Raw genomic sequence first — 23,453 nt, 5'->3', positions numbered from 1 at the left:
CATAGAATTGAAAATTATGCTTTTCTCTCTTTTCTCTTTTTCACTTCTGTGCACAGAAGGGTAGCACCAAAGGCTGCGAAGCCCAGTACGCTCACCGCCAATCCCGCTTTTAAGTGCGGGGTGCGGTAAGTCAGGTGAATGGTGTGTTCGCCCGGTTCCAGTGCCAGCGCGCTGAACATGGTGTTGGCTTGCAGCAGCTGAGCTTCCTTGCCGTCTACCGTAGCGGTCCAGCCGTCGCAGTAGGGAATGGTCAGCAGTAGGATTTTGGACCGGTCCAGGGTCACAGTGCCGTCTACCGTGTCTGTGCCGATTTGAATATTCTCCAGCGTATTCTCCGCCAGCTTTGCCACTTGTCTGTCTGTGTCTGCCATAGGCTGCTCCAGCACCTCCAGGGTGCTGAAATCATAGATACCCCGTGCGTCAAAAGTGACGGTAATATCTGTCTTGGCATCTTTGCTGTAGCCGGCATTGACTGTATAGGTTTTGTAACCGTCAAAGCGCAACTCATACGCAGAAGCGAAGTTTAATGTGCGGCTTTGTTTTACGCTGATGTTCTCTGTGGAATACCCAAATCGGAACCCAAGTAGCGTCTCTTGTTTGAACTTGCGGGCCGACTGCTTTACAAGGGCTTTTTGCGTATCGTCCTTCTTTTCCCACTTTTCTTTGTTATAGCGGTGTAGCGGGTCATTCTCTTGGGTCTTGTAATAGGTATAGGCCGGGTAATCCGTATAATTGCGCAGCCCCATGCGTAAATAAGTCTCGCTGTTTGGTGTGCCGTTAAAATGCAGGGTCACCTTGGCGCCTTTGTCATACACATGGATCTTTTTGCCGTCTACCGCCACATTTTTGTCTGCGGTGATGGTGTAGGGCAGGGATTTGTCCGTAAAGGACAGAGTGGTTTGTGCCGTGCCGGTAGGCACGCTGTCCAATACCACCCCTTGCAGCAGGGCCTGCTGCTTCTCCAGCGAGGACAGTTTTTCATAATTCGCCCGGGTAATGGCGCTGTCATAGGTGTAACCCAGGGGCAGGGTGTTACTGCTTTGGAAAACCTTGTTTTTGAATGCGGTAAAGCCATAGGGGACTTCATCGGCGTTGCCGTTCTTCTGTACATAGTATTTGACACCGGCCAGGGCTTGCAAAGCGGCGCTGCCATTCAAATCCTTGTACATATAGTCCTCACGAGCGGGTAACTCTGTTTCGTTGATAAATTGGGCAATATTCGGATTTTGCAGGCTCCAATAGAAAGAGGTGGAATGGGTTTTAGCCAGTAAATCTGTATTGTAGACCAAATTGCTGCCGGAGTAGCGGTAAAAGCTGTCGTCTTTTTTGGCTGCTTTTTTTACTTTTTTGGCGTCGGTGTTTTTCAGCTTCTTGCTCACCTGGTCATAGGTGACAAACTTGGAAGCGTAATTGCTGCCGTGACTACTGTAAAAATAGGCGGCGTTGCCGGCAAAGGAGGTGAGCACCAGTACCAGCACCAAAGCGGTTGCCAGGTGCTTTTTCTTGAACTTGGGCGCCAGGGCGCAAAGCACGATGATCAGGAAAGCCAGCAGCACGGATACGCCGATATTGCGGGTGTCCGTGGTCATCAGCGGAATGGCGAGCAGCGAATAGAGTGCCAGCGCACCTACGCAGGCCACTGCCTGACCCACGGTGATGTGGCGCAGCTTTTTCCACTGGGTGGTTACGATATAGGCCACCAGCAGGCTGTATGCCCAGATCCAGCGATTGGTTGCATAAGAAAGACCGTTGAGCAGCCAGCCGAACGCAGGAAATAACAGCAACAGCGTAGACAGTATGAACAGAATACGCATGGGTTTTTCTTCCGGTTCGCGCTTAAAGAACAGCAGGCAGATGGCCGGAAATGCAATGGCATTAAAGCCCAAGTAGGTTTGGCTGCCCAGCTCGCTGGAAGAAGTGAAGTAGGTGGAAAGAAAGTTCTTATAGAACTTGGCGTCATAAAACCAGTTGAACTGATAGCCGGCGGTGCGTGTATCGTTCATAAAAGCCAATACCACCGGCAGCAGAATGGCGGCGCTCATCAGTGCGCCTACCACAGCCCACAGGGTCACTTGCAGCAGTCCGCCCACAGCCTGCTTGGCGCTGTGCCGATCATACAGGCAGCACAGACGATAGACGGTATAAATGGCCGTGATGATCGCCAGCATATAGAAAAAGTAAAAATTGCTGACAGCCGCCAAAAAGACGGTGACGATGAGCAGATACGGCCGCCGCTTGGCAAGCACCTGCTCTACGCCTAGAAGCAGCAGGGGCAGGTACACCATAGGTAAGGCAAAGAACGGGTGCCGTGCCACCATAAGGAAGCTGTAAGTAAAGAACACATAGCAAACGCTGCCTACAGCCACAGGCAGGGGCGCGCCATGCTTTTTATACCGGCAAAAGGCGCCGAAGCCCAGCCCGGCCAAGTACAGCCGGAACAGGGACAAAAAGCTGTAAAGATACACGGCGTACCGGGTAGGACAGGCAATGCTCAGCAGGTCCAGCGGATCGCCGATTACATAGTAGTGCAGGGTGGTGAGAATATCGCCGCCGTAGCCCAGGCTGAAGTTCCATTGGGGCAGCACCAGTTGATGTTCCGTCAGCAGTGTGCGCAGTACAGTACGGCCATACTGGCCAAAATAAACAAAAGCTGTGAAGTGCTGTTTCCATCCGTCGCCGCTGACAACTAAGCTGTGCCCCTTTACAATAAAGCAGGCATAAACACCGGCAGCACACAGTAAAAATGCGGCGGTGTAGATCAAAAACAATCGGCTTCTATTTTTCATCGGTTTTCGCCGAACGGTCAACTTGCTTTTCATTACTATCCTCTTCTTTCGCACAAATTAAACGGCCTACATTATAATCCCGCACCCTCGGGAAGTCAAGGGCGAGCCTTTTATATATAATGTATATCGCCATTTTACCACAAGGGTGTGTGCTTTGCAACCGTTTGGATCTGTCCGGTGGTATTAAGAATCTGCAAAGTTTGTAAAGGTGGGGTCAGTTATTTTTATTTTGTGTCATTTGCAAGTTAAGTTTCTGTAAAGTACCTTGCAGTTGATGGGCGGACGGCGTATGCTGACAGCAGAAACAAAAAGACAACTACAAACACCCGAAAGCGAGAAAGGCAAGGTTATTGTATGAAAGAAAAATGGGTCGCTTTTACAGAGAAACATGCAGAAATTTGGAAGTTTATCAAGTTTACATTTACCGGAGCCAGCACCTCGGTGCTGGAGTTGGCGGTATTCGCCTTTTTACAATATGTGGTCTTTAAGAGTATGAACACCACCCCGGTTACGGACAATGCGGTGCTGCACTTCCTGGGGATTCAGTATAAGGGTTATATGTACTCCTACGCCATCAGCGCCGTTATCGGCTACGCGGCGGCGTATGTGATGAACCGCAAGCTCACTTTCCAGGCAGACGCCAATCCGGTGCTGTCCACCATTCTTTACACCATTATGGTGGTGTGCACCATCGCCTTTAACACCTGGTTCGGTGCGTACCTGGGCACCATCGTCACCAATCACCATTGGGACAGCGTGTTTATCACCCTGCTCACCAAGCTGCTGGTGATGACCGTACCCACCCTGTGGACTTATCCGCTGAACCGCTTTGTCATCCACCGCAAAAAGAAAGCCAAGGTGGAACCGCTGCCGGAGAGTGCAGATACCTCCGCCGGTGCGGCTGCCTAACGCCTAAAGAGGGCAGCGCCCTTTTTAGATATACCCCTGCTCGGTGCATTTTTTGTTTTGATCTGACTTCCCCGTCGATCACCGGATTTTGTTTTGTTCTGTACCGGGCACCCTCTTCGGAGCAGGCGCCGTCACCCCGGCGCTTGCTCTTTTCCTCTATTTGACATATACTGGTGCAAAACCGGTAAGGAGAACAGACTGTTATGACAAGACCCAAATTGGTGGCTTTTGATTTAGACGATACATTCATCGGCAGTGACGGCAAAATTGCCCCGGCCAACTTTTGCGCGCTGGAACAGCTGTCGGCAGCGGGCGTGACCGCTGCTGCGGTAACCGGGCGCACCTTTTACGAAATGCCCGCAGAGCTGCGGTTTAACCCGCTGGTGCCCTATGCGGTGTACGGCGATGGCGCTGCCGCGGTGAATGCGGCAGGGGAGACCCTCTTTTCCAGCTATTACAGCCGGGAAAAGGCACTGGCGGTGCTGCACTTGCTACGGCAGTACGATACTATGATCGAGGTGTTCTACGGCGGGCGGCCGTATGCCCCGGCGGATAAGCTGGATCCGGCGGCCTACGACTACTACCGCATTGAGCCGATCTATCACCCGGTGATGGCGGCCAGCCGAGTGCCCTGCACAGACTTGGAGGCACTGCTGGCCGGGGAGGAAAAAACGGAGATGTTCAATATCTTCTTCCACCTGGACGATGAACGCCGGGCTTTTATAGATCGGGCGACGGAGCTGTTTCCGGAGCTGCTCTGCACCTATTCTATGCAGAGCAATTTGGAGATCCTGCGCCGCGGGGTGGACAAGGGCAGCGCCCTGCAAAAACTGGCGGAGCACCTGGGGCTTGCCCCGGAGCAGGTGATCGCCGTGGGCGACAGCCGCAACGATCTGTCTATGATCCGCTACGCCGGCACCGGGCTGGCGGTAGCCAACGCCTGTGACGAACTTAAGCAGGCGGCAAACGCTGTGGCGTGCACTTCCGATGCGGGTGTGCTCAGTTATATTTATCATCATTTTGTAGAGTAAAGCGAGGTTATTCCTTTGGTATTTTGGATCCTTCTTGGCGTGGTGGCGGCTGTGGTGCTGCTCACCGTGCTGGTCAACGGTATTTTGGCGCTTTTACAGCTGCGGTATGTGGCGGGCATTGCGCCGGTACAGTATAAAAATCAGTTGCAGCCCCAACCGCTGGATGGCCGTTGGGTGTTCACCACCGATCGGGATTTTCGTGTTATGCAGCTGACGGATGTGCACATTGGCGGCGGCTGGATGAGCTTCTTCAAAGACCGGCGGGCCATTGACTGCGTGGTGCGTATGGTCACCGCCGAGCAGCCGGACCTGGTGGCTGTGACCGGCGACATTGCCTACCCGGTGCCGTTCCAGTCCGGCACATTTAACAACAAAACCGCCGCTCGTCTGTTTGGCCGGGTGATGCAGAACCTGGGCGTGTACTGGGCGCCGGTGCTGGGCAACCACGACACAGAGTCCTACGCGGTGTACAACCGCCGCTATATTGGCAAATATTATCAAGAACAGAAGTTCGCCAAAGCCGGCAGCAAGTCCTACTGCCTGTTCCGCTCCGGGCCGGAGGGCGTGGACGGCGTGGGCAACTATACCGTGGTGGTGGAGAACCGTCGTGGCGCCGTGACCCAGGCGCTGTTTTTTACCGATACCGGCAGCTATGTGGACGGCGACTACCTGGGCTTTATGTGGAAGTATGACGGTATGCACAAGAACCAAATGGACTGGTACAGGGGCGAGGCGGAAGCCTTGACCGCCCACAACCGGGCGTTGGGTGCACCGATGCCAAAGAGCCTGATGTTCTTTCACATTCCCATCGCTCAGTACAAGACTGCCTGGGAGGCTTATAAAGAAAACGGCTATAAAGACACCGGTGAAGTGCAGGTGCACTACGGCGGCATCGGCGAAAAGGGCGGCCTGTTCCCCAGTTTGCACCCGGATCATGTGTTTGACACCTTGCAGCAGGTGGGCAGCACCCAGGGCACATTCTGCGGCCACGACCATTTGAACAATTTGTCCGTCACTTACAAGGGTATACGGTTGACCTACGGCCTGTCCGTGGACTATCTCGCTTATATCGGCATCAAGAATTACGGCGCCCAGCGGGGCTTTACCCGCATTACTGTGCACCCGGACGGCAGCTTTGACTGCCAACCGGTGTCCTACTACCAAAAACCCTTTTGGAATGGAGAAGAACAGGTGCAAATGACACCTTATTATCCGCCGGAGAAGAACCCAAACGCCTACCCGGTCGACTACAAGGCACCAATAGCATAAAAGAAAAAAGGAGCGGTACTTGCAGGTACTGCTCCTTTTGCTATGGGTTTGATTTAATACACTTCTACCGGCACCACCAGCCGGTCTTTTTTTGTGCGGCGCAGAGGCGCACCGGCGGTAAATCGGCCGTGGCCCCGCACGGAAATTTTGTCCCCCGGCTGTACGGTGTGGGCACGGTTCTCTATGCACCGTCCGTTGACAAATACCTTTTGCTGTAAAAAGAATTTGTCTGCGCTGCTGCGGGAGAGATTGTATACTGCGCCCACCAGCACATCCAGCCGCAGAGAGGGCACGATCACTTCTCTGTCTTCCGGTTGGGGCAGCAGGTGCGGGGGCAGGTCGTCCGCCCGGGTGCAGGTCACCTCTGTGTGGCGCACTCGGTGCAGTTGGGTCTCAATATACTCCGCCATGCCTGCGGTGCAAAAGAGATATGCCCCTTTGCCGCAGGGGAAAATGTCGCCCAGCACCCGCCGCTCCAGCCCTAAGCCCATTAAGGTGCCCAAGTAGTCCCGGTGGGTCAACTCCTCGGCAAATTTTTCCTGCTTAGGCACAATATGCAGGCAGGTGATGGGGTAGTCCGCCGGCTCCGGCGCCGGGCCAAAGGCTGCCATCACCCGCTCGGCACCGTCAAATCCGCCGTAGGCGGGCACCGACCGGGGGCCGGTCACTTCTGCCAGCAGACTTTGCTCCTCCAGACCTAAAAAATCCGTATAAACCGTGTAGCCGCCAAATGTGCCTCGATTTTGCAGTTCTGCCAACCGCTTTTTAATCTGCTGTGCCTGATCCATCAGTACAGACCGCCCAGCACGGTGGCGGAAAATACAGTAAACATCAAGATACACACGATCAGGGCAACGGCAAAGATAGCAGTGGACACGCCGATGGCCCACTTGGCAATGTTTATGGCGCTGCGTGCCTTTTCACTGCCGGTGATCTCATACGCCTGGCGGCCGCTCGACAAGGCAATGCCGCCCATGATCCAGCCGAACAGCGGACCCATGATAATCCCTAAGATCAGACCGATTATGGCCAGTATGTAGGCGTTGTCCGCCTTCTCTGTCATTTGGCGGTACTGGGCTTCGTTCACCGGCGCACCGTAGGGGGGCTGGTAAGGGTTGCCCCAGTTGTTGTAGCCGGCGTTATATGCCTGCTCACCATAGTTCGTTTGACCGTGGTTGTAATTTTGCTGGCCGTAAGTGTCGCCCTGTGGCTGGTTGTGCGCCTGTTGGCCGTAGGGGTCGCCTTGGGGCTGGCTGTATGCCTGCTGACCGTAGGGCGCGCTTTGGGATTGGGCGTTCTGCTGTGCGGTGCAGCCCTCAAAGTGGGGGGTATGGCACACCGGGCATTCTGCGGTGCCGGGTGCCAAAGGTTGGCCGCAATGTTCGCAATAAGTCATAGGTTCTGCCTCTTTTCTTTGAAAATCGTGTTTATAGCCGGCAGGGCAGCAGCATAATGCCGCCGGGGGTAATGTCTACCATGCCGTAGCAGCCCTCTGCCACCGCGCCGGGGTTCATTAGATATAAGCCGTCCCGGTAGTCAGTCATCTGCTGATGGGTGTGACCAAACAGGCAAATGTCTGCGTGGGCCTCCCGGGCAGCCTGCTCCAGCTCTGCCAGACCAAACTTTACATGGAACGGGTGGCCGTGGGTATAAAGCACCGTTTTGCCGCCCAGTTTGGCTGTGCCCCAGGCGGGCAGGTCACTGCCCCAATCGCAATTCCCGGCCACTTGCAAAATATGCAACCGGGGGTACAACATACGCACATTTTCCAAATCATTCTCGCCGTCGCCGAGAAAGAGCAGCACATCGCTGTCCTCCAGGTGCAGTTCCACAATGTCCAGCAGATTGCCAGCGGCTCGGTGAGAGTCCGAGGCGACCAGTAAGCGCATTCATAATCCCCGCCTTTCTGCATACTATGTACTGAGTATAACATATCTGCGTGCCCACGGCAAGCGGCTTTGCAGATAAAAAAGAGGAGTGCGTTTTATGCAGGACCCGAGAAAACAGAAAAAAGGATTTGACCCGGCGGCATTCCAAGCGGCGGCCAAAGCTGGACAGCAGCAGGCCTATTTGCAGCAAAACCTGGACCCGGACACTAAGGCCAAATTAGAGGCGGTACTGAATGACAAGGAACGATTGCAGCAAATGCTCAATTCTCCCCAGGCCAAGGCACTGATGGAAAAGTTAGGCGGGAAGCGGTAATATGGACGATATTAACCAGATTATTGCCAATTTGACCCCGCAGGATATGGAAATGCTGCGGGGCGTGGCCGCGTCCATCTTAGGCGACGGCGGGCAGGGAAGTGCGCCCGGTGCGGCGTCCCCTCCCGGTGCACAGCCTACGCCCCAGCCTAAGCCGGGGAGCGCCAACAGCGCCGTGCAGCAGCTGACAGACACGGTGGCCGGTGCCCAGAATATGCAAAATCTGCTGTCCGGGTTGGAGGGACTGAACTTTGGCAAGGCAGACTTTGAAATGATGATGAAAGCCAAGTCCATTTTTGACCGTATGAACCGCAGCAGCAATAAAAATGTGGATCTGATCCGGGCGCTGAAGCCCCATTTAAGCCCCAAGAGCCAAAACAAGGCGGACCAGGCCATGCAGATCCTGCGTCTGTTTGAGGTGCTGCCTATGCTGGAGGAGTTGTTTTAGTGCCGGCGTTTAGTGAGGACCAGATCAATGAAGCCAAGGAGCGGGTGCGCCGTATGCATGCTCGTGCCGGGTCGTATCTGCCCCGGGAGGAACCGCCGCAAAGGCATAACGACCGTCAGACGGCACCGCCGCCCGGCAAGGAAAAAGCATGTCCGGCTGCGCCAAACCCGGAGGAACCGGCATCGGAGAACGAAGGGGATGACAACGCCGTAATCTTAATGCTGCTTCTGCTTTTAGGACGCGAAGGCGCAGATCAGGCGCTGCTTTTAGCTCTGCTTTATCTTTTGTTTTGATAAGGGTTGGAAAAATAGGGTAAAATATGTTATAATCCGTTTGTGTAACATCTCACAATGAAAGGAAGTTTCATTTTGACAGATTATGTGCAAAAGAAGATAGCCCCCGGGGTAGAGCTTTTGGCTGTGCCTGCCGGGCGGTTTAAGACCAATGAACTGGCCATTCACTTGGCAGTGCCCATGGAGGAGCAGATGGCGGCGAACTATGCGCTGGCCATCTCAGCGGTCAGCCGTAAGGGCAAGGCCTATCCGGATATGCGTGCGCTGCACTTGCAGTTGGACAAGCTCTATGGCGCGGCCATCAGCGTCACCGCTAACAAATCCGGCGGCTGCCAAATCTTGAAGATGGGCATCACCACACTGGACGATCGCTTTGCCCTGGATGACGAGAAGATTGCCGAGGCGGGGCTGGAGCTGCTGATGAATCTGCTGTTTGACCCGCTTTTGGGGGAGGACGGCCTGTTCTCACCGGCGGATATTGAGACGGAGCGCCGGGTGCTGCTGGAGAAGCTGGCTGCCGAGGAGAACGAAAAACGCCTGTATGCTGTAATGCAAATGCAGCAGATTATGTTTGCCGGCGATCCGTACCGGATCAATCCCAAAGGCACCAAAGAGACTTTGTTGGCTGCCACGCCGGAGAGCGTAACCGCCGCCTGGCACCGCATGCTGCGAGAGAGCAAAATGCTGGTAACTGTGGTCGGCAGCACGGATCCGGAGGCGGCCTGTGCGGCGCTGCGCCGTCGGTTAGAGGGCGTGGAGCGGGCGTATCAGCCCATGCCCACTCCCCATTTTGTGCCCCGGTGCGAACAGGTGAAAGATGTGCGGGAGAGCGAAAAAATTCGTCAAGGTAAGCTGGTGCTGGGCTTTCGTGTGGATATGCGCCCGGATGATCCGTTGGCACCGGCTATGCGTAGCTTTTGCGATGTGTTCGGCGGCGGCCCGTACTCCAAACTCTTTATGAATGTGCGAGAGAAGATGAGCCTTTGTTACTACTGTTCTGCTCGCTTTGCCCGCCAAAACAGCCACATTTTTATTCAGTGCGGCTGTGAGGAGGAGAATATGGACAAGGCTGTGGCCGAGATCCTGCATCAGCTGGAGATGATTCGGGATGGTGACTGCAAAGCCGAGTTGGAAAGCTCCCGCATTGCCATGATCGACGCGCTGGACGGCGTGGCAGACACCCCCAACGGCTTGGAAAACTGGTATGCCGCCCGGCTGTTGGATGATGACTTCCGTACCCCTGCCCAGGTGGCAGAGGAGACCCGGAGCGTGACCGTGGAGCAGTTACAAGAATGTGCCGGTCGGTTGTCGCTGGATACCGTTTACCGCTTAGTGGCAGAGAAAGAGGAGGTGCAGGCACAGTGAAAGAACAAGTTTCTTCCATTTTGGACGAACGCTATTATGAAATTGACCACCCCACAGGGCTGAAAATATTTGTGATGCCTAAGGCCCATTACCGCTCTACTTATGCGGTGATCGGTACCAAGTATGGTTCCATTGACAATCGCTTTAAGCGCTCGGACGCTGCCGAATACACCCAGGTACCGGAAGGAATTGCACACTTTTTGGAGCACAAGCTGTTTGAGTCTGAGGAGCTGGACGCTTTTCAGCGCTTTGCGGCCACCGGTGCGTCTGCCAATGCGTATACTTCCTTCGACAAGACCTGCTATCTGTTCCAGTGCAGCGACCACTTTGACCAGTCGTTGGAGATTTTGCTGGACTTTGTGCAGCACCCGTACTTTACGCCTCAAACGGTGGAAAAAGAGCAGGGGATTATCGGTCAGGAGATCACCATGTACTATGATGTACCCGGCTGGATGAGCACCTTTAACCTGTTGCGGTGCCTGTATAAGAACCACCCGGTGCGCATTGATATTGCCGGTACGGTGGAGTCCATCTCCCACATTACGGACAAGCTGCTGTATGACTGCTACAATACTTTTTATAACTTGCACAATATGGCACTGGCGGTGGTGGGCAATGTGACACCGGAGCAGGTGCTGGCCGTCTGTGATCGGTGCTTAAAACCGACAGCCGATGTGACGGTAGAGCGGGCGTTTCTGCCGGAACCGCGAGAGATCGTGCAGGACTATCAGGCGTGTCATTTGGCTACCTCCATTCCGGTGTTCTCCTTTGGCTATAAAGAAGCCTGCACCAAGCCGGAGCAGGACATAGAGACCATTATTCTTACCAATCTGCTGCTGGAGATTATGGCCGGTGACTCCTCGCCTCTCTATAAAGACTTGTTTGACCGAGGACTGATCAGCGGCGAATTCTCTACGGAGTATTTTCACGGCCACGGATATGAAGCCATTATCTTTGACGGCGAGAGCACGGACCCCCGGCAGGTGGCGGCCGCCATTCAGGCAGAAGTAGAACGCCTGCGCCGGGAGGGGATTCCGGAGGATCTGTACCAGGCAGCCTTGCGCAAGTCCTATGGTCGGGAAGTGATGTCCTATAACGATATTGACAGTGTGGCCAACGGTATGATAGATGCCCACTTTAACGGCTTTTCCATCTTTGATGTGACGAATCGCTACAAGGCCATTACCAAGGAGAAGATTGAGGCGCGCTTGCAGCAGGTAATGAACCCGCAGTACAGCGCCCTGTCCATTGTAAAGGCAGAGGAGGAGCAGCATGAGTAATTTTACCCGCGTGTACTTCCCCGGACTGGGGATTGACTTTGATCTGCCCTCCGTGGCGTTTACCATCGGCAGTTATGATATTCATTTTTACGGTATCATTATCGCCTTTGGCTTTATGCTGGCAGTGCTGTACGGCGGCCGTATGGCATACAAGTGGCGTATGAGCCTGGACGGGATGACGGATGTGCTCATTTGGGGTACGGTTTTCGGTATCGTTTGTGCTCGTGCATATTATGTGATTTTTGAGTGGAGCTATTACAGCGCCCACCCGGCAGAGATCGTGCAAATTTGGAACGGCGGGCTTGCCATTTACGGCGGCATTATCGGCGCGCTGATCGGCGCCGCCATCGGCTGCAAGGTGGGCAAGATTGACTTTCGCAATTTGCTGGACCTGGGTGCGTTAGGCTTGCTTATCGGCCAGGGTATCGGCCGCTGGGGCAATTTCTTTAACCAGGAGGCCTTTGGCACCAATACGGACACGGCGCTCTTTAGAATGTGGAGCGTAAAGATCAGAGATACGCTGGCCGCCTCCTCTGCGGACCTGGCTGCTAAGGGCGTGACCGTGGACCCGGAGGTGCCGGTGCACCCCACTTTCCTGTATGAAAGCCTGTGGTGTGTATTGGGCTTTCTGATCCTCAATTACATTGTGCATAAACACCGCAGCTTTAAGGGCGAGATTTTTGTGCTATACGGCGTTTGGTACGGCGTGGAGCGTATGGTAGTGGAGGGTATGCGTACAGACAGTCTGTACATCGGCTCCACCAGTATTCGGGTCAGCCAGGTACTGTCGGCGGTGATTGCCGTTGTGGCACTGGTATACTTTATTGTGGTGATGGTGAAGAAGAAGCAGGGCCGTCTGCCCCAGCGCCTGCGGGTGGTGCCGGTAGAGGAGCTGCCGCCCCGCCCCACCAAGGAGGAGCGCCGTGCTGCCCAGGCGGCCAAGCGCAGCAAAACAAAGAATAAAGGAGTAAACGAGGAGAAAAATGGCACAGATCATTGACGGCAAGGCCGTGTCGCGCGCCGTACGGGCGCGGGTGGCACAGGAGACCCTTGCATTAAAAGAACAGGGCGTGACCCCGGGGCTGGCAGTTATCTTGGTAGGCGAGGATCCGGCATCCCAGGTGTATGTGCGCAACAAGGAAAAAGCGTGCGCAGAGGTGGGCTTTTACAGCGAAAAATACACGCTGCCCGCTGACACCACCCAGGCGCAGCTGAATGCACTGGTAGACGAATTGAACGCGAAAAAAGAGATAAACGGTATCCTTTGCCAGCTGCCTTTGCCGCCGCACCTAAGCGACAAAGAGGTGATCGCACGCATTGACCCGGCCAAGGATGTAGACGCCTTCCACCCGGAGAATGTGGGTGCTATTATGATTGGCGACTACCGTTTTTTGCCCTGCACCCCTGCCGGGGTGATGGAACTGATCCGTTCCACCGGCACGGACCTGACCGGCAAGCGGGCGGTGGTGCTGGGGCGCAGCAACATTGTGGGCAAGCCCATGGCTATGCTGCTGCTGCACGAGAATGCCACAGTGACCATTGCCCATTCCAAGACACAGAATTTGGCAGAGCTGACCAGGCAGGCGGATGTGTTGGTGGCGGCAGTGGGTCGCCCTAAGTTCGTTACAGCAGATATGGTAAAGCCCGGCGCGGTGGTTATTGATGTGGGTATGGACAGGGATGAGAACGGCAAGCTGTGCGGCGATGTGGATTTTGATGGCGTTTCCCAGGTATGCGGCGCCATTACCCCGGTGCCCGGCGGTGTGGGTCCCATGACCATCTCCATGCTGCTGGAGAACACGCTGACCGCTGCCAAACTGCAAAACAGCCTGTAATTTTAACCAAGAATTCTTTGGCAAACAGCCAAACCTATGGCGGATATGTATAAAAATACATATTCGCCTCTTTTTTTGCAGTTTGCACATTGAATGGTCGCCCGGTTTGTGGTAAACTTGTATCAGTTTTTTTATTTGCAGAAAGGGTGAAACAATGCAGACAATTACACTTGCAATGTCCGTGGATGACATCATTGGTAAGGTACAGAACGCCGTATGGGGCTGGCCGCTGATCATTTTGATTTTAGCCGCCGGCGTGTGGCTGACGGTGAGAACCGGCTTTGTTCAGGTGCGGCACCTGGGCAAGGCACTGAAGTTTATGGTTAAGAATGAGGACAACGGCGAGGGAGAGGTTACTTCCTTCGGCGCGCTGTGCACGGCGCTGTCCGCCACCATTGGTACCGGCAATATCGTAGGCGTGGCTACGGCCATTTGCCTGGGTGGTCCCGGTGCACTGCTGTGGATGTTGTTGGCCGCCTTCTTCGGTATGGCCACCAAGTACAGCGAGGGCTTTTTGGCCATTAAGTACAGAGAGAAGAAGGACGACAGCCATTATCTGGGTGGCCCGTTCTACTACATAGAAAAGGGCATGGGCTCCAAGTGGAAGTGGCTGGCGAAGCTGTTTGCCGTGTTTGGTATTTGTGTCGGTCTCTTTGGTATCGGCACCTTTACCCAGATTAACGGTATTGCAACGGCCGTGCAGGATTTCTTTGATCCGGAGTCTGCCCATGTGGCGTTTACGCTGTTTGGCAATGATTACACTTGGGCCACCGTGATCGGCGGCCTGGTGGTCACCCTTTGTGTGGCACTGGTGGTGCTGGGTGGTATTCAGCGCATTGCCAAGGTTTCTCAGGTGATCGTGCCCTTTATGGCCATCACTTATGTGGTATTTGCGCTGGTTATCGTGCTGGGCCACATTACCGCTATTCCCGCTGCGGTGAAGCTGATCTGCCAGAGCGCCTTCGATCCGCAGGCAGCCCTGGGTGCTGCCACCGGCGTAACCATTAAGCTGGCTATGCAAAAGGGTATCGGCCGCGGCATTTTCTCCAACGAGGCGGGCCTTGGCTCTGCACCGATTGCTGCCGCTGCCGCCAAGACCAAGGACACGGTGCGCCAGGGTTTGGTGACGATGACCGGCACCTTTATTGATACCATTGTGATTTGCACCCTTACCGGTCTGTCCATTGTGGTTACCGGTGCCCAGAACGCTTTCGTGGCCGGTTCCGTAGAGGGCGTAAAGATCACCAGCCGTGCCTGGCAGACGGGTCTGCCCTGGAACGGTCGGTTCTCTGCCTTCGTGCTGATGTTGTGCCTGGCGTTCTTTGCCTTTACCACCATTTTGGGCTGGAATTACTACTCCGAGCGCTGCCTGGAGTACCTGGTAGGCTCCCAAAAGTTCACCAAGGTGTACCGCTATCTGTACATCCTTGCCGTGTTCATCGGCCCGTACCTGACCGTGGCGGCTGTGTGGAACATTGCGGATATTTGTAACGGCCTGATGGCATTTCCCAACCTGATTGCCCTGTTTGCCCTGTCCGGGGTGGTGGGCAAGGAGACGAGAGCCTATTTTGCCGAAAAACGCCACGACTTAAAAGCCATGGCGCAGGATAAAAAATAAATTAAAATTCTATCTGTTTCAGCGACTGTGATCGGCTTTGCCGGTTACGGTCGCTTTTCTTTTTGTATATCGTCTGACAGGCGGCACACACTATAAACATCAAAGCGAACGGAGGTTTTCAAAATGAAAATGATGAAAAAATGGCTTTCTTTGCTGCTGTGTGGGGTGCTGCTGCTGTCAACCGGCGGGCTGTTTGCCGCCTGTGGCAAGCAGACGGACGACGGCACCACCAACGCTACGGACGCGGCCAAGAGCCAGGTGACCCTGCGCTACCTGAACTTTAAGCCGGAGATAGCCGGGGTATATGAAAAGATCGCCAAAGCCTACAAGAAAGAAACCGGCGTGAATGTGATTGTAGAGACGGCGGCCAATAACCAGTACGAGTCCACGCTGACAGCCAAGATGGCCACAGCAGAGGCGCCCACGCTGTTTCAGATCAACGGTCCCAAGGGCTATGCAAACTGGGCGCCTTATTGCGCTGATCTGTCCGATACCAAGCTGTATGAACACTTAACAGACAAATCTCTGGCGGTCACCGGCGACGGCAAGGTGTACGGCATTCCCTATGTAGTGGAGGGTTACGGGATCATCTATAACGAGGCCATCACGGACAAGTATTTTGCACTGAAGGATCGAGACAGTAAGTACAAATCCATGGATGAGGTGCGTTCCTTTGCAGCGCTGAAGTCTGTGGCAGACGATATGCAAAAGCACAAGACAGAGCTGGGTATTGAAGGCGTGTTTGCCGCTACTTCACTGAAAAGCGGCGAGGACTGGCGCTGGCAGACCCACCTGATGAATGTGCCCATCTATTATGAATTTAAGCAGAATAAGGTGGATTTGACTACGGATGCCACCAAGGAGATCACTTTCTCTTTCGGTGACAATTTTAAGAATATTTTTGACCTGTATTTAACGGACAGCACGGTGGAGGCGAAAAAGTGCGGCACCAAGACGGTGACGGATTCGATGGCGGAGTTTGCGCTGGAAAAGTGCGCCATGGTACAAAATGGTAACTGGGCATGGGAACAGATCGCCGGTGTCACCGGTAACAAGGTGCAGGCAGACAAAATCAAGTTCCTGCCTATTTATATCGGCGCAGACGGCGAGGAAAACCAAGGCTTGTGTGTGGGCACGGAGAATTTCTATGCCATCAACGCCAAGGCAACAGAGGCACAGCAAAAGGCGGCAGCCGATTTTATTTATTGGTTATATTCTTCCGATACAGGCAAAAAATTCGTAACGGATGAATTGGGCTTTATTGCACCCTTTGACACCTTCTCCGCAGAAGATGTGCCGGAGGACCCGCTGGCGGTGCAGGTGCAGCTTTGGATGAACAAGCAGGGCGTTTACAGCATTCCCTGGGACTTTACTGTGTTCCCATCTCAGACCTTCAAGCAGCATTTTGGCTCCGCGCTGTTGAGCTATGCCCAGGGCAGAAAAACATGGGCGCAGGTGCAGGAAAATACCGTGGCGGACTGGAAAAGTGAAGCGGCTGCCTCCGCCTAAAGGAACGACGGTATGCAGAAAAATTTGAAAAAATACGGCTGGTTGTTTTTACTGCCCACGGCGGTGGCCTTTCTCTTTGCCTTTGCGGCGCCCTTTGTACTGGGGGTAGGGCTTTCCTTTACCCGGTTCCGAACGGTGACGGACGCCGCGTGGGTAGGACTGCAAAACTATGTGCAGGCTTTTACTGCAGACAGCGGCTTTCTCCACGCGCTGTGGTTTACGGCGCTGTTCTCCGGTGTGAGTATCATCACAGTGAATGTGCTTGCCTTTGCACTGGCGCTGCTTCTTACCCGAGGGCTGCGGGGCACCAATTTCTTTCGCGGCGTGTTCTTTATGCCTAATTTGATCGGCGGGATTGTGCTGGGATATATTTGGAATTTGCTCATTAACGGTGTGTTGGCCTGGGCAGGGGTGGATATTACCTATCAGCCCGCCTACGGCTTTTGGGGGCTGGTGGCGCTGACCAACTGGCAGCTGATCGGCTATATGATGGTGATCTATATTGCGGCGCTGCAAAATGTGCCGGACGATCTTTTGGAGGCGGCGGCCATTGACGGCGCATCCCGGACGCAGACTCTGTTTCGCATCAAGCTGCCGCTGGTGATGCCTGCGGTGACCATTTGCACTTTTCTGACCCTTACAAATACCTTTAAGATGTTTGACCAAAATCTGGCGCTCACCGGCGGAGCCCCGGAACAAAAGACGGAGCTGTTAGCGCTGAATATTTATAACACCTTTTACGGCCGCAGCGGCTGGCAGGGGGTGGGTCAAGCCAAGGCGGTTGTGTTCTTTATCATCGTGGCGTTGCTTGCCTTTTTGCAACTGCGCGTGACCGGACAGCGGGAGGCCCACGGCGTATGAGAAAAAAACAAAAACAGAAAGCTCCCCAAAGTGCGATGGAAACGCTTCTGCTGGTGTTGCTAGCGGCGCTGACCCTGGTGCCTCTCTTTTTGGTGGTGCAAAATTCCTTTAAGTCCCGATTTTATATCTCCGGCGACCCGTTTGCACTGCCCAACAAAGAGACCTTTGTGGCGTTGGAAAACTATATCAGCGGCCTGTCTGCCGGCGGCTTTTTCGCCGCCTTTGGCCGGTCGCTGCTGATCACCGTTGTGTCTGTGGGGCTGATCGTTCTTTGCACCTCCATGGCCGCCTGGTATCTCATGCGGGTACGCACGGCACTGACCAAGGGTATGTACTACCTGTTCGTTTTCAGCATGATCGTGCCGTTTCAAATGGTGATGTACACCATGACCTATTTGGTTGGCCGGGCAAAGCTGAATACCGTTCTTGGTATGCCGTTTATTTATCTGGGCTTTGGCGCCGGGCTGTCCGTGTTTATGCTGTGCGGTTTTATCCGAGGAATTCCCCGGGAGCTGGAGGAGGCAGCCACCATTGACGGCTGCAATCCGGTACAGACTTTCTTTTTGGTGGTGTTGCCACTCTTAAAACCTACGGCGGTGACGGTAGCGATCCTCAATACGATGTGGATTTGGAATGATTATCTGCTGCCGTACCTGGTGCTGGGCACGGAGAAAAAGACCGTGCCGGTGGCCATTCAAATTGCCATGCAGGGTGCCTACGGCTCCACAGATTACGGCGGGCTGATGGCGATGCTGGTGCTGGCGATGATCCCCATTGTGGTCTTTTACCTGTTTTGCCAAAAATATATTATCAAAGGCGTGGTAGCCGGTGCGGTTAAGGGCTAAACGGCAGCTGCGGAAAGGAGTGTGCCCCAGTGGCGTCTATCTCGCTTGAGCATATTAGAAAAACATATGAGGACGGCGTGACTGTCATACCGGATCTGAATTTGGAAATCCGGGATCGGGAATTTTTGATTTTAGTAGGGCCTTCCGGTTGCGGCAAGTCCACCACCCTGCGTATGATTGCCGGGTTGGAGGACATCAGCGGCGGCACCTTGAAGATCGGTGACCGGGTAGTGAACGATCTGCCGCCCAAGGATCGGGACATTGCCATGGTGTTCCAAAGCTACGCTCTGTACCCCCACATGACGGTGTACAAGAATATGGCCTTTGGTCTGCAACTGCGGCGGGTGCCCAAGGCGGAGATCGACCGCAAGGTGCGGACAGCCGCACAGGCGCTGGAACTGACCGCGTACCTGGATCGGCGACCCCGCGCCCTGTCCGGCGGGCAGCGGCAGCGGGTGGCGCTGGGCCGTGCTATGGTGCGGGATCCGGCGGTGTTCCTTTTGGACGAGCCCCTGTCTAATCTGGACGCCAAGCTGCGTACAGAAATGCGCGCACACATTGCAGAGCTGCACCGGGAACTGGGCACCACCTTTGTGTATGTGACCCATGACCAAACGGAGGCTATGACCATGGCGGATCGGATCGTGGTCATGTTGGACGGCAAAATTCAGCAGGCAGACACGCCCGCACAGTTGTATGCCCACCCCTGCAATGTGTTTGTAGCCGGGTTTATCGGCACGCCGCCTATGAATATATTGCCCGGCCGTTTGGTGCGACGGGGAAAGTCCCTTGATTTGCAAGTGCTGGGTACGGAGGTGGCTTTGCCTCGTCGACTGCAAAACCATGCCAAACTGTCGACGTATGTGGATCGGGATGTGCTTTTGGGCCTGCGCGCGGAGGATCTGTCCACGGACCCGGCATGGCTGAATATAACAGATTCTGCGGCCTTTCGGGTTCAGGTGGAGATGGCGGAGCGTATGGGGGCGGAAACCTATTTGTATGCAGATTTGCAAGGACGGCGGGTGATCGCCCGAGTGCCCGGCACTGTTTCGTTCCAAAAGGACGACCAAACGGTGCTGTACCCCAATATGGAGGCGCTCCATTTGTTTGACCCGGAAACGGAGGTCTGTATCTGTGACTGACCGCTTGTTGCAGCGGCGTGGCGCCGGGGTGCTGCTGCCGCTGTTTTCTTTGCCCGGGCGCTACGGGATCGGCACGATGGGTGCCGCGGCTTACCGCTTTGTAGACGATTTGTCGTCTGCCGGGCAGCGGTACTGGCAGCTGCTGCCCCTGTGCCCGGCAGGGCAGGGGAATTCACCGTACCAAAGCCCCGGCAGCTTTGCAGGCGATGGGCTGTATATTGACCCGCAGCTGCTGGTGGAAAGCGGGTATTTGCAGCCGTCGGATTTGGATTTGTTACCCTGCGGTGGTGATGACCGGGTGGATTATCCGGCTGTGCGCCGGGGGCGTCAAGTGCTGTTTGATCGACTGTTTGACCGCTTTGTGCGCCATATACCGGCAGACTTTGACTGCTTTTGCCAAAGTCAGGCCGATTGGCTGGAGGATCATGCCCTGTTTTGTGCCCTTAGTGAACGTTATGGAAAGCGTTTTTTTCTGTGGCCGTCGGCTTTGCGGCGGCGAGAGCCGTCGGTTTTGGAGAGGGCGGCAGCGCAGATGGAGCGGCGGGTTTTGTACCATAAAATGCTGCAATATTTTTTGGATCGTCAGTGGCGAGCGCTGCGGGCTTATGCCAATGCCCGGGGTGTTTACCTGATCGGCGATCTGCCTATTTATGTGGCGCCGTGCAGTGCCGATGTGTGGGCGGCGCCGGAGTTGTTTATGCTCTCTCCCTCCGGCGCGCCGTCTCGGCTGGCCGGGTGTCCGCCGGACGCGTTTTCGCCCACCGGCCAGCTGTGGGGCAACCCGGTATATAACTGGAGCGCCCACGCGCGTACAGAGTACCGCTGGTGGGTGGCGCGGCTGCGGCACGCCTTGAACTGGTTTGACGCGCTGCGGCTGGACCATTTTCGTGGCTTTGCCGCTTATTATTCTGTGCCTGCCCGGGCAAAGAATGCCCGGGACGGCTGCTGGCTGCCGGGGCCCGGTTTGTCGCTGTTTTCGGCGCTCCAACAGGCGTTGGGAGATGTGCCGCTTTTGGCGGAGGATCTGGGCTTTTTGGACGATACGGTGCGGGCGCTGCTTTCAGATTGCGGCTTTCCCGGTATGCAGGTGCTGCAATTTGACTTTGATTCCCGGGACTGCGGCGGTGATGCTGTTTGTAAGCCCAATACGGTGATTTACACCGGCACCCATGATAACGATACGCTGCTGGGCTGGTGCACCACCGCTCCGCGGCAAGACATACGCCGGGCTTGCGCCGCCTATGGCGTGCGTTATCCCAATCAGTTACCGAGACAGATGATGCTTTCTGCTCTGCGAAGCCCGGCCAACACCTGTATTTTGACTGTACAGGATCTGCTGGGACTGGGCAGCAGTGCCCGCATCAACACGCCGTCAACGGTGGGCGCCCACAACTGGAGCTGGCGTATGCGCCCCGGCGCCCTAACCCCGGGCATTTTGGCGCATCTATATACCGAGACTTGCGCCGCAGACCGGACGGAAAGGAGTAATATATGTCGGATATGAAAGAGAATTTGGAACTGCTCTCCCGCAGTCTGTACCGACTCCCGGTGGCAGAATTGACCGATGAACAACTGCACGCAGTGGTGGCGCGGGCTGTTTTGGCACGGCTGCAACCGGCTTGGCAAGGGTCGTTGCAGGCCCATTGTGCCGGGCGGCGGGCGTATTATTTTTCTGCGGAATATCTGTTGGGCAAGGCGGTGTACAATAACCTGCTTTGCACCGGCCTGACCGGCGAGGTGGAGGCGGCGCTTACCGCCTGCGGCCGCAAGCTCGACCAGCTGGACTGTGTGCCGGACCCGCCTTTGGGCAACGGCGGTTTGGGACGGCTGGCGGCCTGTTTTTTGGACAGCGGCGCCACGCTGAATTTACCGCTGGACGGCTATGGCTTGCGCTATCGGTGCGGACTGTTTCGCCAGCAGATCGAGGACGGCTTTCAGGTGGAGACGGTGGAGGACGACCTGCAATACGGCGACCCCTGGAGCGTGTGCTGCCGAGCGGATACTGTAACGGTGGAATTCGCAAATTTTTCTGTGCAGGCCGTGCCCTATGACTTGCCGATCCCCGGTTACGGTACGGCGCACATTTCTACTTTGCGGCTGTGGGAGAGTGTGCCCATAGAGCCGTTTGATTTTGACGCTTTTAACCGTCAGGATTATACAGCGGCGGTGACACGCCGCACGGCGGCAGAGAACCTGACCCGTGTGCTGTACCCAAATGACACGAAGGAGGACGGCAAGCGGCTGCGGCTGCGGCAGCAGTATTTTTTATGCAGTGCGTCCTTGCAAGATCTGCTGCGCCGGTATTTGCGCACGCCCGGCTCTGCGCCGGAGAAATTGGGGACTGCGGTGGTGATCCAGCTAAACGACACCCACCCGGTGCTGGCCATCCCGGAGTTCATTCGTTTGCTTTTAAAGCAAGGCCTTACTTTGAAAACGGCACTGGGCGTTGCAAATGAGGTGTTTTGCTACACCAATCATACGGTGATGCCGGAGGCCATGGAAAGCTGGGATCTGGCGCTCTTGGCGTCGGAATTGCCGGAGATCGCCCGCCTGCTATGCCAATTGGACGATCTGTTTTGTGCGGAAATGCAGGCGCTGGGCGCAGAGGAGCGGCTGTGGCACCGGGTGCGCCCGCTGCGGGACGGGCGCATTTATATGGCTGATCTGGCCTGCTGGGTGTGTGGTTATGTGAATGGCGTGGCAGCTTTACACACGGAGATTTTGCGCCTTCGGGTGCTGCGGGATTGGGCGCAGCTGTACCCGGACAAAATTTTGAACCGCACCAACGGCATTACCCAGCGGCGTTTTTTGGCACTGTGTAATCCGTCCCTGTCTGCGCTGCTGACCCACCGCCTGGGCAGTAAAAACTGGATCACCAACTTGTTCCAACTGGAGAAGCTGAAGCCCTATGCGGAAAACAGCGAGGTTTTGACAGCTTTTTGCGAAACCAAGAAGGAAAACAAGCGCCGCCTGGCCCAGTGGCTGGAGCGGCAGGGACTATACTATGACCCGGCGCGTATGCTGGATGTGCAGATCAAGCGCCTGCACGAATATAAGCGCCAGTTGCTGCATTGTCTGGGTATTTTGGCATTGGCCTTTCAGATCGAGCAGGGGGAGATCACAGAATTTGCCCCCACCACCTTTTTGTTTGCCGCCAAGGCAGCGCCCGGTTACGCCCGCGCCAAGGCCATTATCAAGCTGATCCACGCAGTGGGGGACTATGTGTCCCGATCGCCTAAGGTAGCACCGCTTTTGCAGGTGCTGTTTGTGCCGGATTACAGCGTAACGGCGGCAGAATGGATCATTCCCGCTGCGGATGTGTCCGAGCAGATCTCCGCCGCCGGCACGGAGGCTTCCGGCACCGGAAATATGAAGTTGATGCTGAACGGCGCAGTGACTTTGGGCACTTATGACGGCGCCAATGTGGAGATTGTGGCGGCCGCCGGAGAAGAAAATAATTATATTTTCGGTGCCCGGGTAGAGGACCTAGATGCCCTGCGCCGGGGCTATGACCCAAAGGCTTTGTATCGCAGTGATCCGCTGCTGCGGCAGTGCCTGGATGCATTGACAGACGGCACATTGTCCGACAGTGGCACCGGCTGTTTTGCGGATTTGAAGCGTAGTCTTTTAGAGCCGGAGGCAGACGGCGTGGCGGATCGATATTTTGTGCTGGGTGACTTTCAGTCCTATGTGCACGCCAAGCTGCAAGTAAACGGCGATTATCTGCGGTCACCTATGGCCTTCGCCCGCAAATGCTGGCTGAATATGTGCAGTGCCGGCGTCTTTTCGGCAGACCGTACCATCGAGGAATATGCCAATGAAATTTGGCGAATCGACCCGGTGGAATTGCCGGAATACGCAGAAAATGAGTAAAAGGAAAAGACTGAAATGGCAGTATGGTCTCCAATCGTGTAGTCGATACAAAAAAGCCTACTTGATGAGAAAAATGGATTTTTAGTAGCAAACTGATTTCACTTTTCAAGCGGAGTCAGTTTTGTTTTTGCTTGAATACGTTGCTTGTGATAGAAGCAGAGGCATTCCGCTTTGAGAATCGAAAAGC

The 23,453-nt window shown here is 55.1% G+C and carries 21 protein-coding genes; 17 read left to right on the top strand and 4 right to left on the bottom strand.

Translation table 11 applies throughout. From position 1 onward, the window contains the following. Window positions 1-14: 14 nt before the first annotated feature. The gene (locus tag OGM59_05040) at window positions 15-2,786 is read right to left on the bottom strand and encodes a YfhO family protein (protein ID UYI90076.1); all 2,772 of its coding nucleotides are present in this window, start codon (window positions 2,784-2,786) and stop codon (window positions 15-17) included. Between the two features lie 354 nt (window positions 2,787-3,140). On the opposite strand from OGM59_05040, the gene OGM59_05035 reads away from it, so the two are divergent. The 3 genes from OGM59_05035 (at window position 3,141) to OGM59_05025 (ending at window position 5,995) form a co-directional block, all read left to right on the top strand. Next, window positions 3,141-3,695: a hypothetical protein gene (locus OGM59_05035; protein UYI90075.1), complete on the top strand. Its 555-nt coding sequence runs from the start codon at window positions 3,141-3,143 to the stop codon at window positions 3,693-3,695. 203 nt (window positions 3,696-3,898) lie between these two features. After that, on the top strand, window positions 3,899-4,726 hold the full coding sequence (locus OGM59_05030; GenBank protein ID UYI90074.1) for a Cof-type HAD-IIB family hydrolase: 828 nt from the start codon (window positions 3,899-3,901) through the stop codon (window positions 4,724-4,726). Window positions 4,727-4,741: 15 nt separating this feature from the next. Beyond that, window positions 4,742-5,995, top strand: a complete 1,254-nt coding sequence (locus tag OGM59_05025; GenBank protein ID UYI90073.1) for a metallophosphoesterase — start codon at window positions 4,742-4,744, stop codon at window positions 5,993-5,995. A 53-nt stretch (window positions 5,996-6,048) separates the two neighbouring features. Here OGM59_05025 and OGM59_05020 read toward each other — a convergent pair whose 3' ends face one another. The 3 genes from OGM59_05020 to OGM59_05010 are packed head-to-tail and all read right to left on the bottom strand — an operon-like array spanning window position 6,049 to window position 7,884. Then, window positions 6,049-6,783, bottom strand: coding sequence for a YlmH/Sll1252 family protein (locus tag OGM59_05020; GenBank protein ID UYI90072.1), 735 nt, complete (start codon window positions 6,781-6,783; stop codon window positions 6,049-6,051). After that, on the bottom strand, window positions 6,783-7,391 hold the full coding sequence (locus OGM59_05015; GenBank protein UYI90071.1) for a hypothetical protein: 609 nt from the start codon (window positions 7,389-7,391) through the stop codon (window positions 6,783-6,785). The genes OGM59_05020 and OGM59_05015 overlap by 1 nt, the downstream gene beginning before the upstream one ends. Before the next feature lie 31 nt (window positions 7,392-7,422). After that, window positions 7,423-7,884, bottom strand: coding sequence for a YfcE family phosphodiesterase (locus OGM59_05010; protein ID UYI90070.1), 462 nt, complete (start codon window positions 7,882-7,884; stop codon window positions 7,423-7,425). 97 nt (window positions 7,885-7,981) lie between these two features. On the opposite strand from OGM59_05010, the gene OGM59_05005 reads away from it, so the two are divergent. The 14 genes from OGM59_05005 (at window position 7,982) to glgP (ending at window position 23,266) form a co-directional block, all read left to right on the top strand. After that, window positions 7,982-8,197 carry a hypothetical protein gene (locus OGM59_05005; protein ID UYI90069.1) on the top strand — a complete coding sequence of 72 codons (216 nt, stop codon included), beginning with the start codon at window positions 7,982-7,984 and terminating at the stop codon, window positions 8,195-8,197. A 1-nt stretch (window position 8,198) separates the two neighbouring features. After that, the gene (locus OGM59_05000; GenBank protein UYI90068.1) at window positions 8,199-8,645 is read left to right on the top strand and encodes a hypothetical protein; all 447 of its coding nucleotides are present in this window, start codon (window positions 8,199-8,201) and stop codon (window positions 8,643-8,645) included. Further along, complete coding sequence (locus OGM59_04995; protein UYI90067.1) at window positions 8,645-8,938, top strand: hypothetical protein; 294 nt, start codon at window positions 8,645-8,647, stop codon at window positions 8,936-8,938. The genes OGM59_05000 and OGM59_04995 overlap by 1 nt, the downstream gene beginning before the upstream one ends. Before the next feature lie 75 nt (window positions 8,939-9,013). After that, a complete protein-coding gene (locus OGM59_04990) occupies window positions 9,014-10,303 on the top strand; it encodes an insulinase family protein (protein UYI90066.1) in 1,290 nt (429 codons plus the stop codon). Continuing rightward, window positions 10,300-11,583, top strand: coding sequence for an insulinase family protein (locus OGM59_04985; protein UYI90065.1), 1,284 nt, complete (start codon window positions 10,300-10,302; stop codon window positions 11,581-11,583). Before OGM59_04990 ends, OGM59_04985 begins: the two co-directional genes overlap by 4 nt. Then, the gene (gene lgt / locus OGM59_04980; GenBank protein UYI90064.1) at window positions 11,576-12,583 is read left to right on the top strand and encodes a prolipoprotein diacylglyceryl transferase; all 1,008 of its coding nucleotides are present in this window, start codon (window positions 11,576-11,578) and stop codon (window positions 12,581-12,583) included. The genes OGM59_04985 and lgt overlap by 8 nt, the downstream gene beginning before the upstream one ends. Continuing rightward, complete coding sequence (gene folD / locus OGM59_04975; protein ID UYI90063.1) at window positions 12,567-13,418, top strand: bifunctional methylenetetrahydrofolate dehydrogenase/methenyltetrahydrofolate cyclohydrolase FolD; 852 nt, start codon at window positions 12,567-12,569, stop codon at window positions 13,416-13,418. Before lgt ends, folD begins: the two co-directional genes overlap by 17 nt. Window positions 13,419-13,572: 154 nt before the next feature. Next, window positions 13,573-15,036 (top strand): sodium:alanine symporter family protein, encoded by a 1,464-nt coding sequence (locus OGM59_04970; protein UYI90062.1) that lies wholly within the window; start codon window positions 13,573-13,575, stop codon window positions 15,034-15,036. Between the two features lie 123 nt (window positions 15,037-15,159). Beyond that, a complete protein-coding gene (locus tag OGM59_04965; protein ID UYI90061.1) occupies window positions 15,160-16,545 on the top strand; it encodes an ABC transporter substrate-binding protein in 1,386 nt (461 codons plus the stop codon). A 12-nt stretch (window positions 16,546-16,557) separates the two neighbouring features. Further along, complete coding sequence (locus OGM59_04960) at window positions 16,558-17,406, top strand: sugar ABC transporter permease (GenBank protein ID UYI90060.1); 849 nt, start codon at window positions 16,558-16,560, stop codon at window positions 17,404-17,406. Then, a complete protein-coding gene (locus OGM59_04955; protein UYI90059.1) occupies window positions 17,403-18,251 on the top strand; it encodes a carbohydrate ABC transporter permease in 849 nt (282 codons plus the stop codon). The genes OGM59_04960 and OGM59_04955 overlap by 4 nt, the downstream gene beginning before the upstream one ends. Before the next feature lie 38 nt (window positions 18,252-18,289). Continuing rightward, window positions 18,290-19,393: a sn-glycerol-3-phosphate ABC transporter ATP-binding protein UgpC gene (ugpC, locus tag OGM59_04950; protein UYI91758.1), complete on the top strand. Its 1,104-nt coding sequence runs from the start codon at window positions 18,290-18,292 to the stop codon at window positions 19,391-19,393. Next, complete coding sequence (malQ, locus tag OGM59_04945) at window positions 19,386-20,897, top strand: 4-alpha-glucanotransferase (GenBank protein ID UYI90058.1); 1,512 nt, start codon at window positions 19,386-19,388, stop codon at window positions 20,895-20,897. The genes ugpC and malQ overlap by 8 nt, the downstream gene beginning before the upstream one ends. Continuing rightward, complete coding sequence (gene glgP / locus OGM59_04940; GenBank protein UYI90057.1) at window positions 20,885-23,266, top strand: glycogen/starch/alpha-glucan family phosphorylase; 2,382 nt, start codon at window positions 20,885-20,887, stop codon at window positions 23,264-23,266. Before malQ ends, glgP begins: the two co-directional genes overlap by 13 nt. Window positions 23,267-23,453 lie beyond the last annotated feature (187 nt).

This window comes from Oscillospiraceae bacterium, from assembly GCA_025757685.1.
GTDB lineage: Bacteria > Bacillota > Clostridia > Oscillospirales > Acutalibacteraceae > CAG-217.
The sequence above is the reverse complement of the archived record's forward strand: the minus strand, read 5'-3'. Positions and strand labels throughout refer to the sequence as shown.

Coding starts and splice junctions, on each gene's coding strand:
- OGM59_05040 (UYI90076.1), bottom strand. CDS start 2,786: ATGAAAAATAGAAGCCGATTGTTTTTGATCTACACCGCCGCATTTTTA.
- OGM59_05035 (UYI90075.1), top strand. CDS start 3,141: ATGAAAGAAAAATGGGTCGCTTTTACAGAGAAACATGCAGAAATTTGG.
- OGM59_05030 (UYI90074.1), top strand. CDS start 3,899: ATGACAAGACCCAAATTGGTGGCTTTTGATTTAGACGATACATTCATC.
- OGM59_05020 (UYI90072.1), bottom strand. CDS start 6,783: ATGGATCAGGCACAGCAGATTAAAAAGCGGTTGGCAGAACTGCAAAAT.
- OGM59_05015 (UYI90071.1), bottom strand. CDS start 7,391: ATGACTTATTGCGAACATTGCGGCCAACCTTTGGCACCCGGCACCGCA.
- OGM59_05010 (UYI90070.1), bottom strand. CDS start 7,884: ATGCGCTTACTGGTCGCCTCGGACTCTCACCGAGCCGCTGGCAATCTG.
- OGM59_05005 (UYI90069.1), top strand. CDS start 7,982: ATGCAGGACCCGAGAAAACAGAAAAAAGGATTTGACCCGGCGGCATTC.
- OGM59_05000 (UYI90068.1), top strand. CDS start 8,199: ATGGACGATATTAACCAGATTATTGCCAATTTGACCCCGCAGGATATG.
- lgt (UYI90064.1), top strand. CDS start 11,576: ATGAGTAATTTTACCCGCGTGTACTTCCCCGGACTGGGGATTGACTTT.
- folD (UYI90063.1), top strand. CDS start 12,567: ATGGCACAGATCATTGACGGCAAGGCCGTGTCGCGCGCCGTACGGGCG.
- OGM59_04970 (UYI90062.1), top strand. CDS start 13,573: ATGCAGACAATTACACTTGCAATGTCCGTGGATGACATCATTGGTAAG.
- OGM59_04965 (UYI90061.1), top strand. CDS start 15,160: ATGAAAATGATGAAAAAATGGCTTTCTTTGCTGCTGTGTGGGGTGCTG.
- OGM59_04960 (UYI90060.1), top strand. CDS start 16,558: ATGCAGAAAAATTTGAAAAAATACGGCTGGTTGTTTTTACTGCCCACG.
- OGM59_04955 (UYI90059.1), top strand. CDS start 17,403: ATGAGAAAAAAACAAAAACAGAAAGCTCCCCAAAGTGCGATGGAAACG.
- glgP (UYI90057.1), top strand. CDS start 20,885: ATGTCGGATATGAAAGAGAATTTGGAACTGCTCTCCCGCAGTCTGTAC.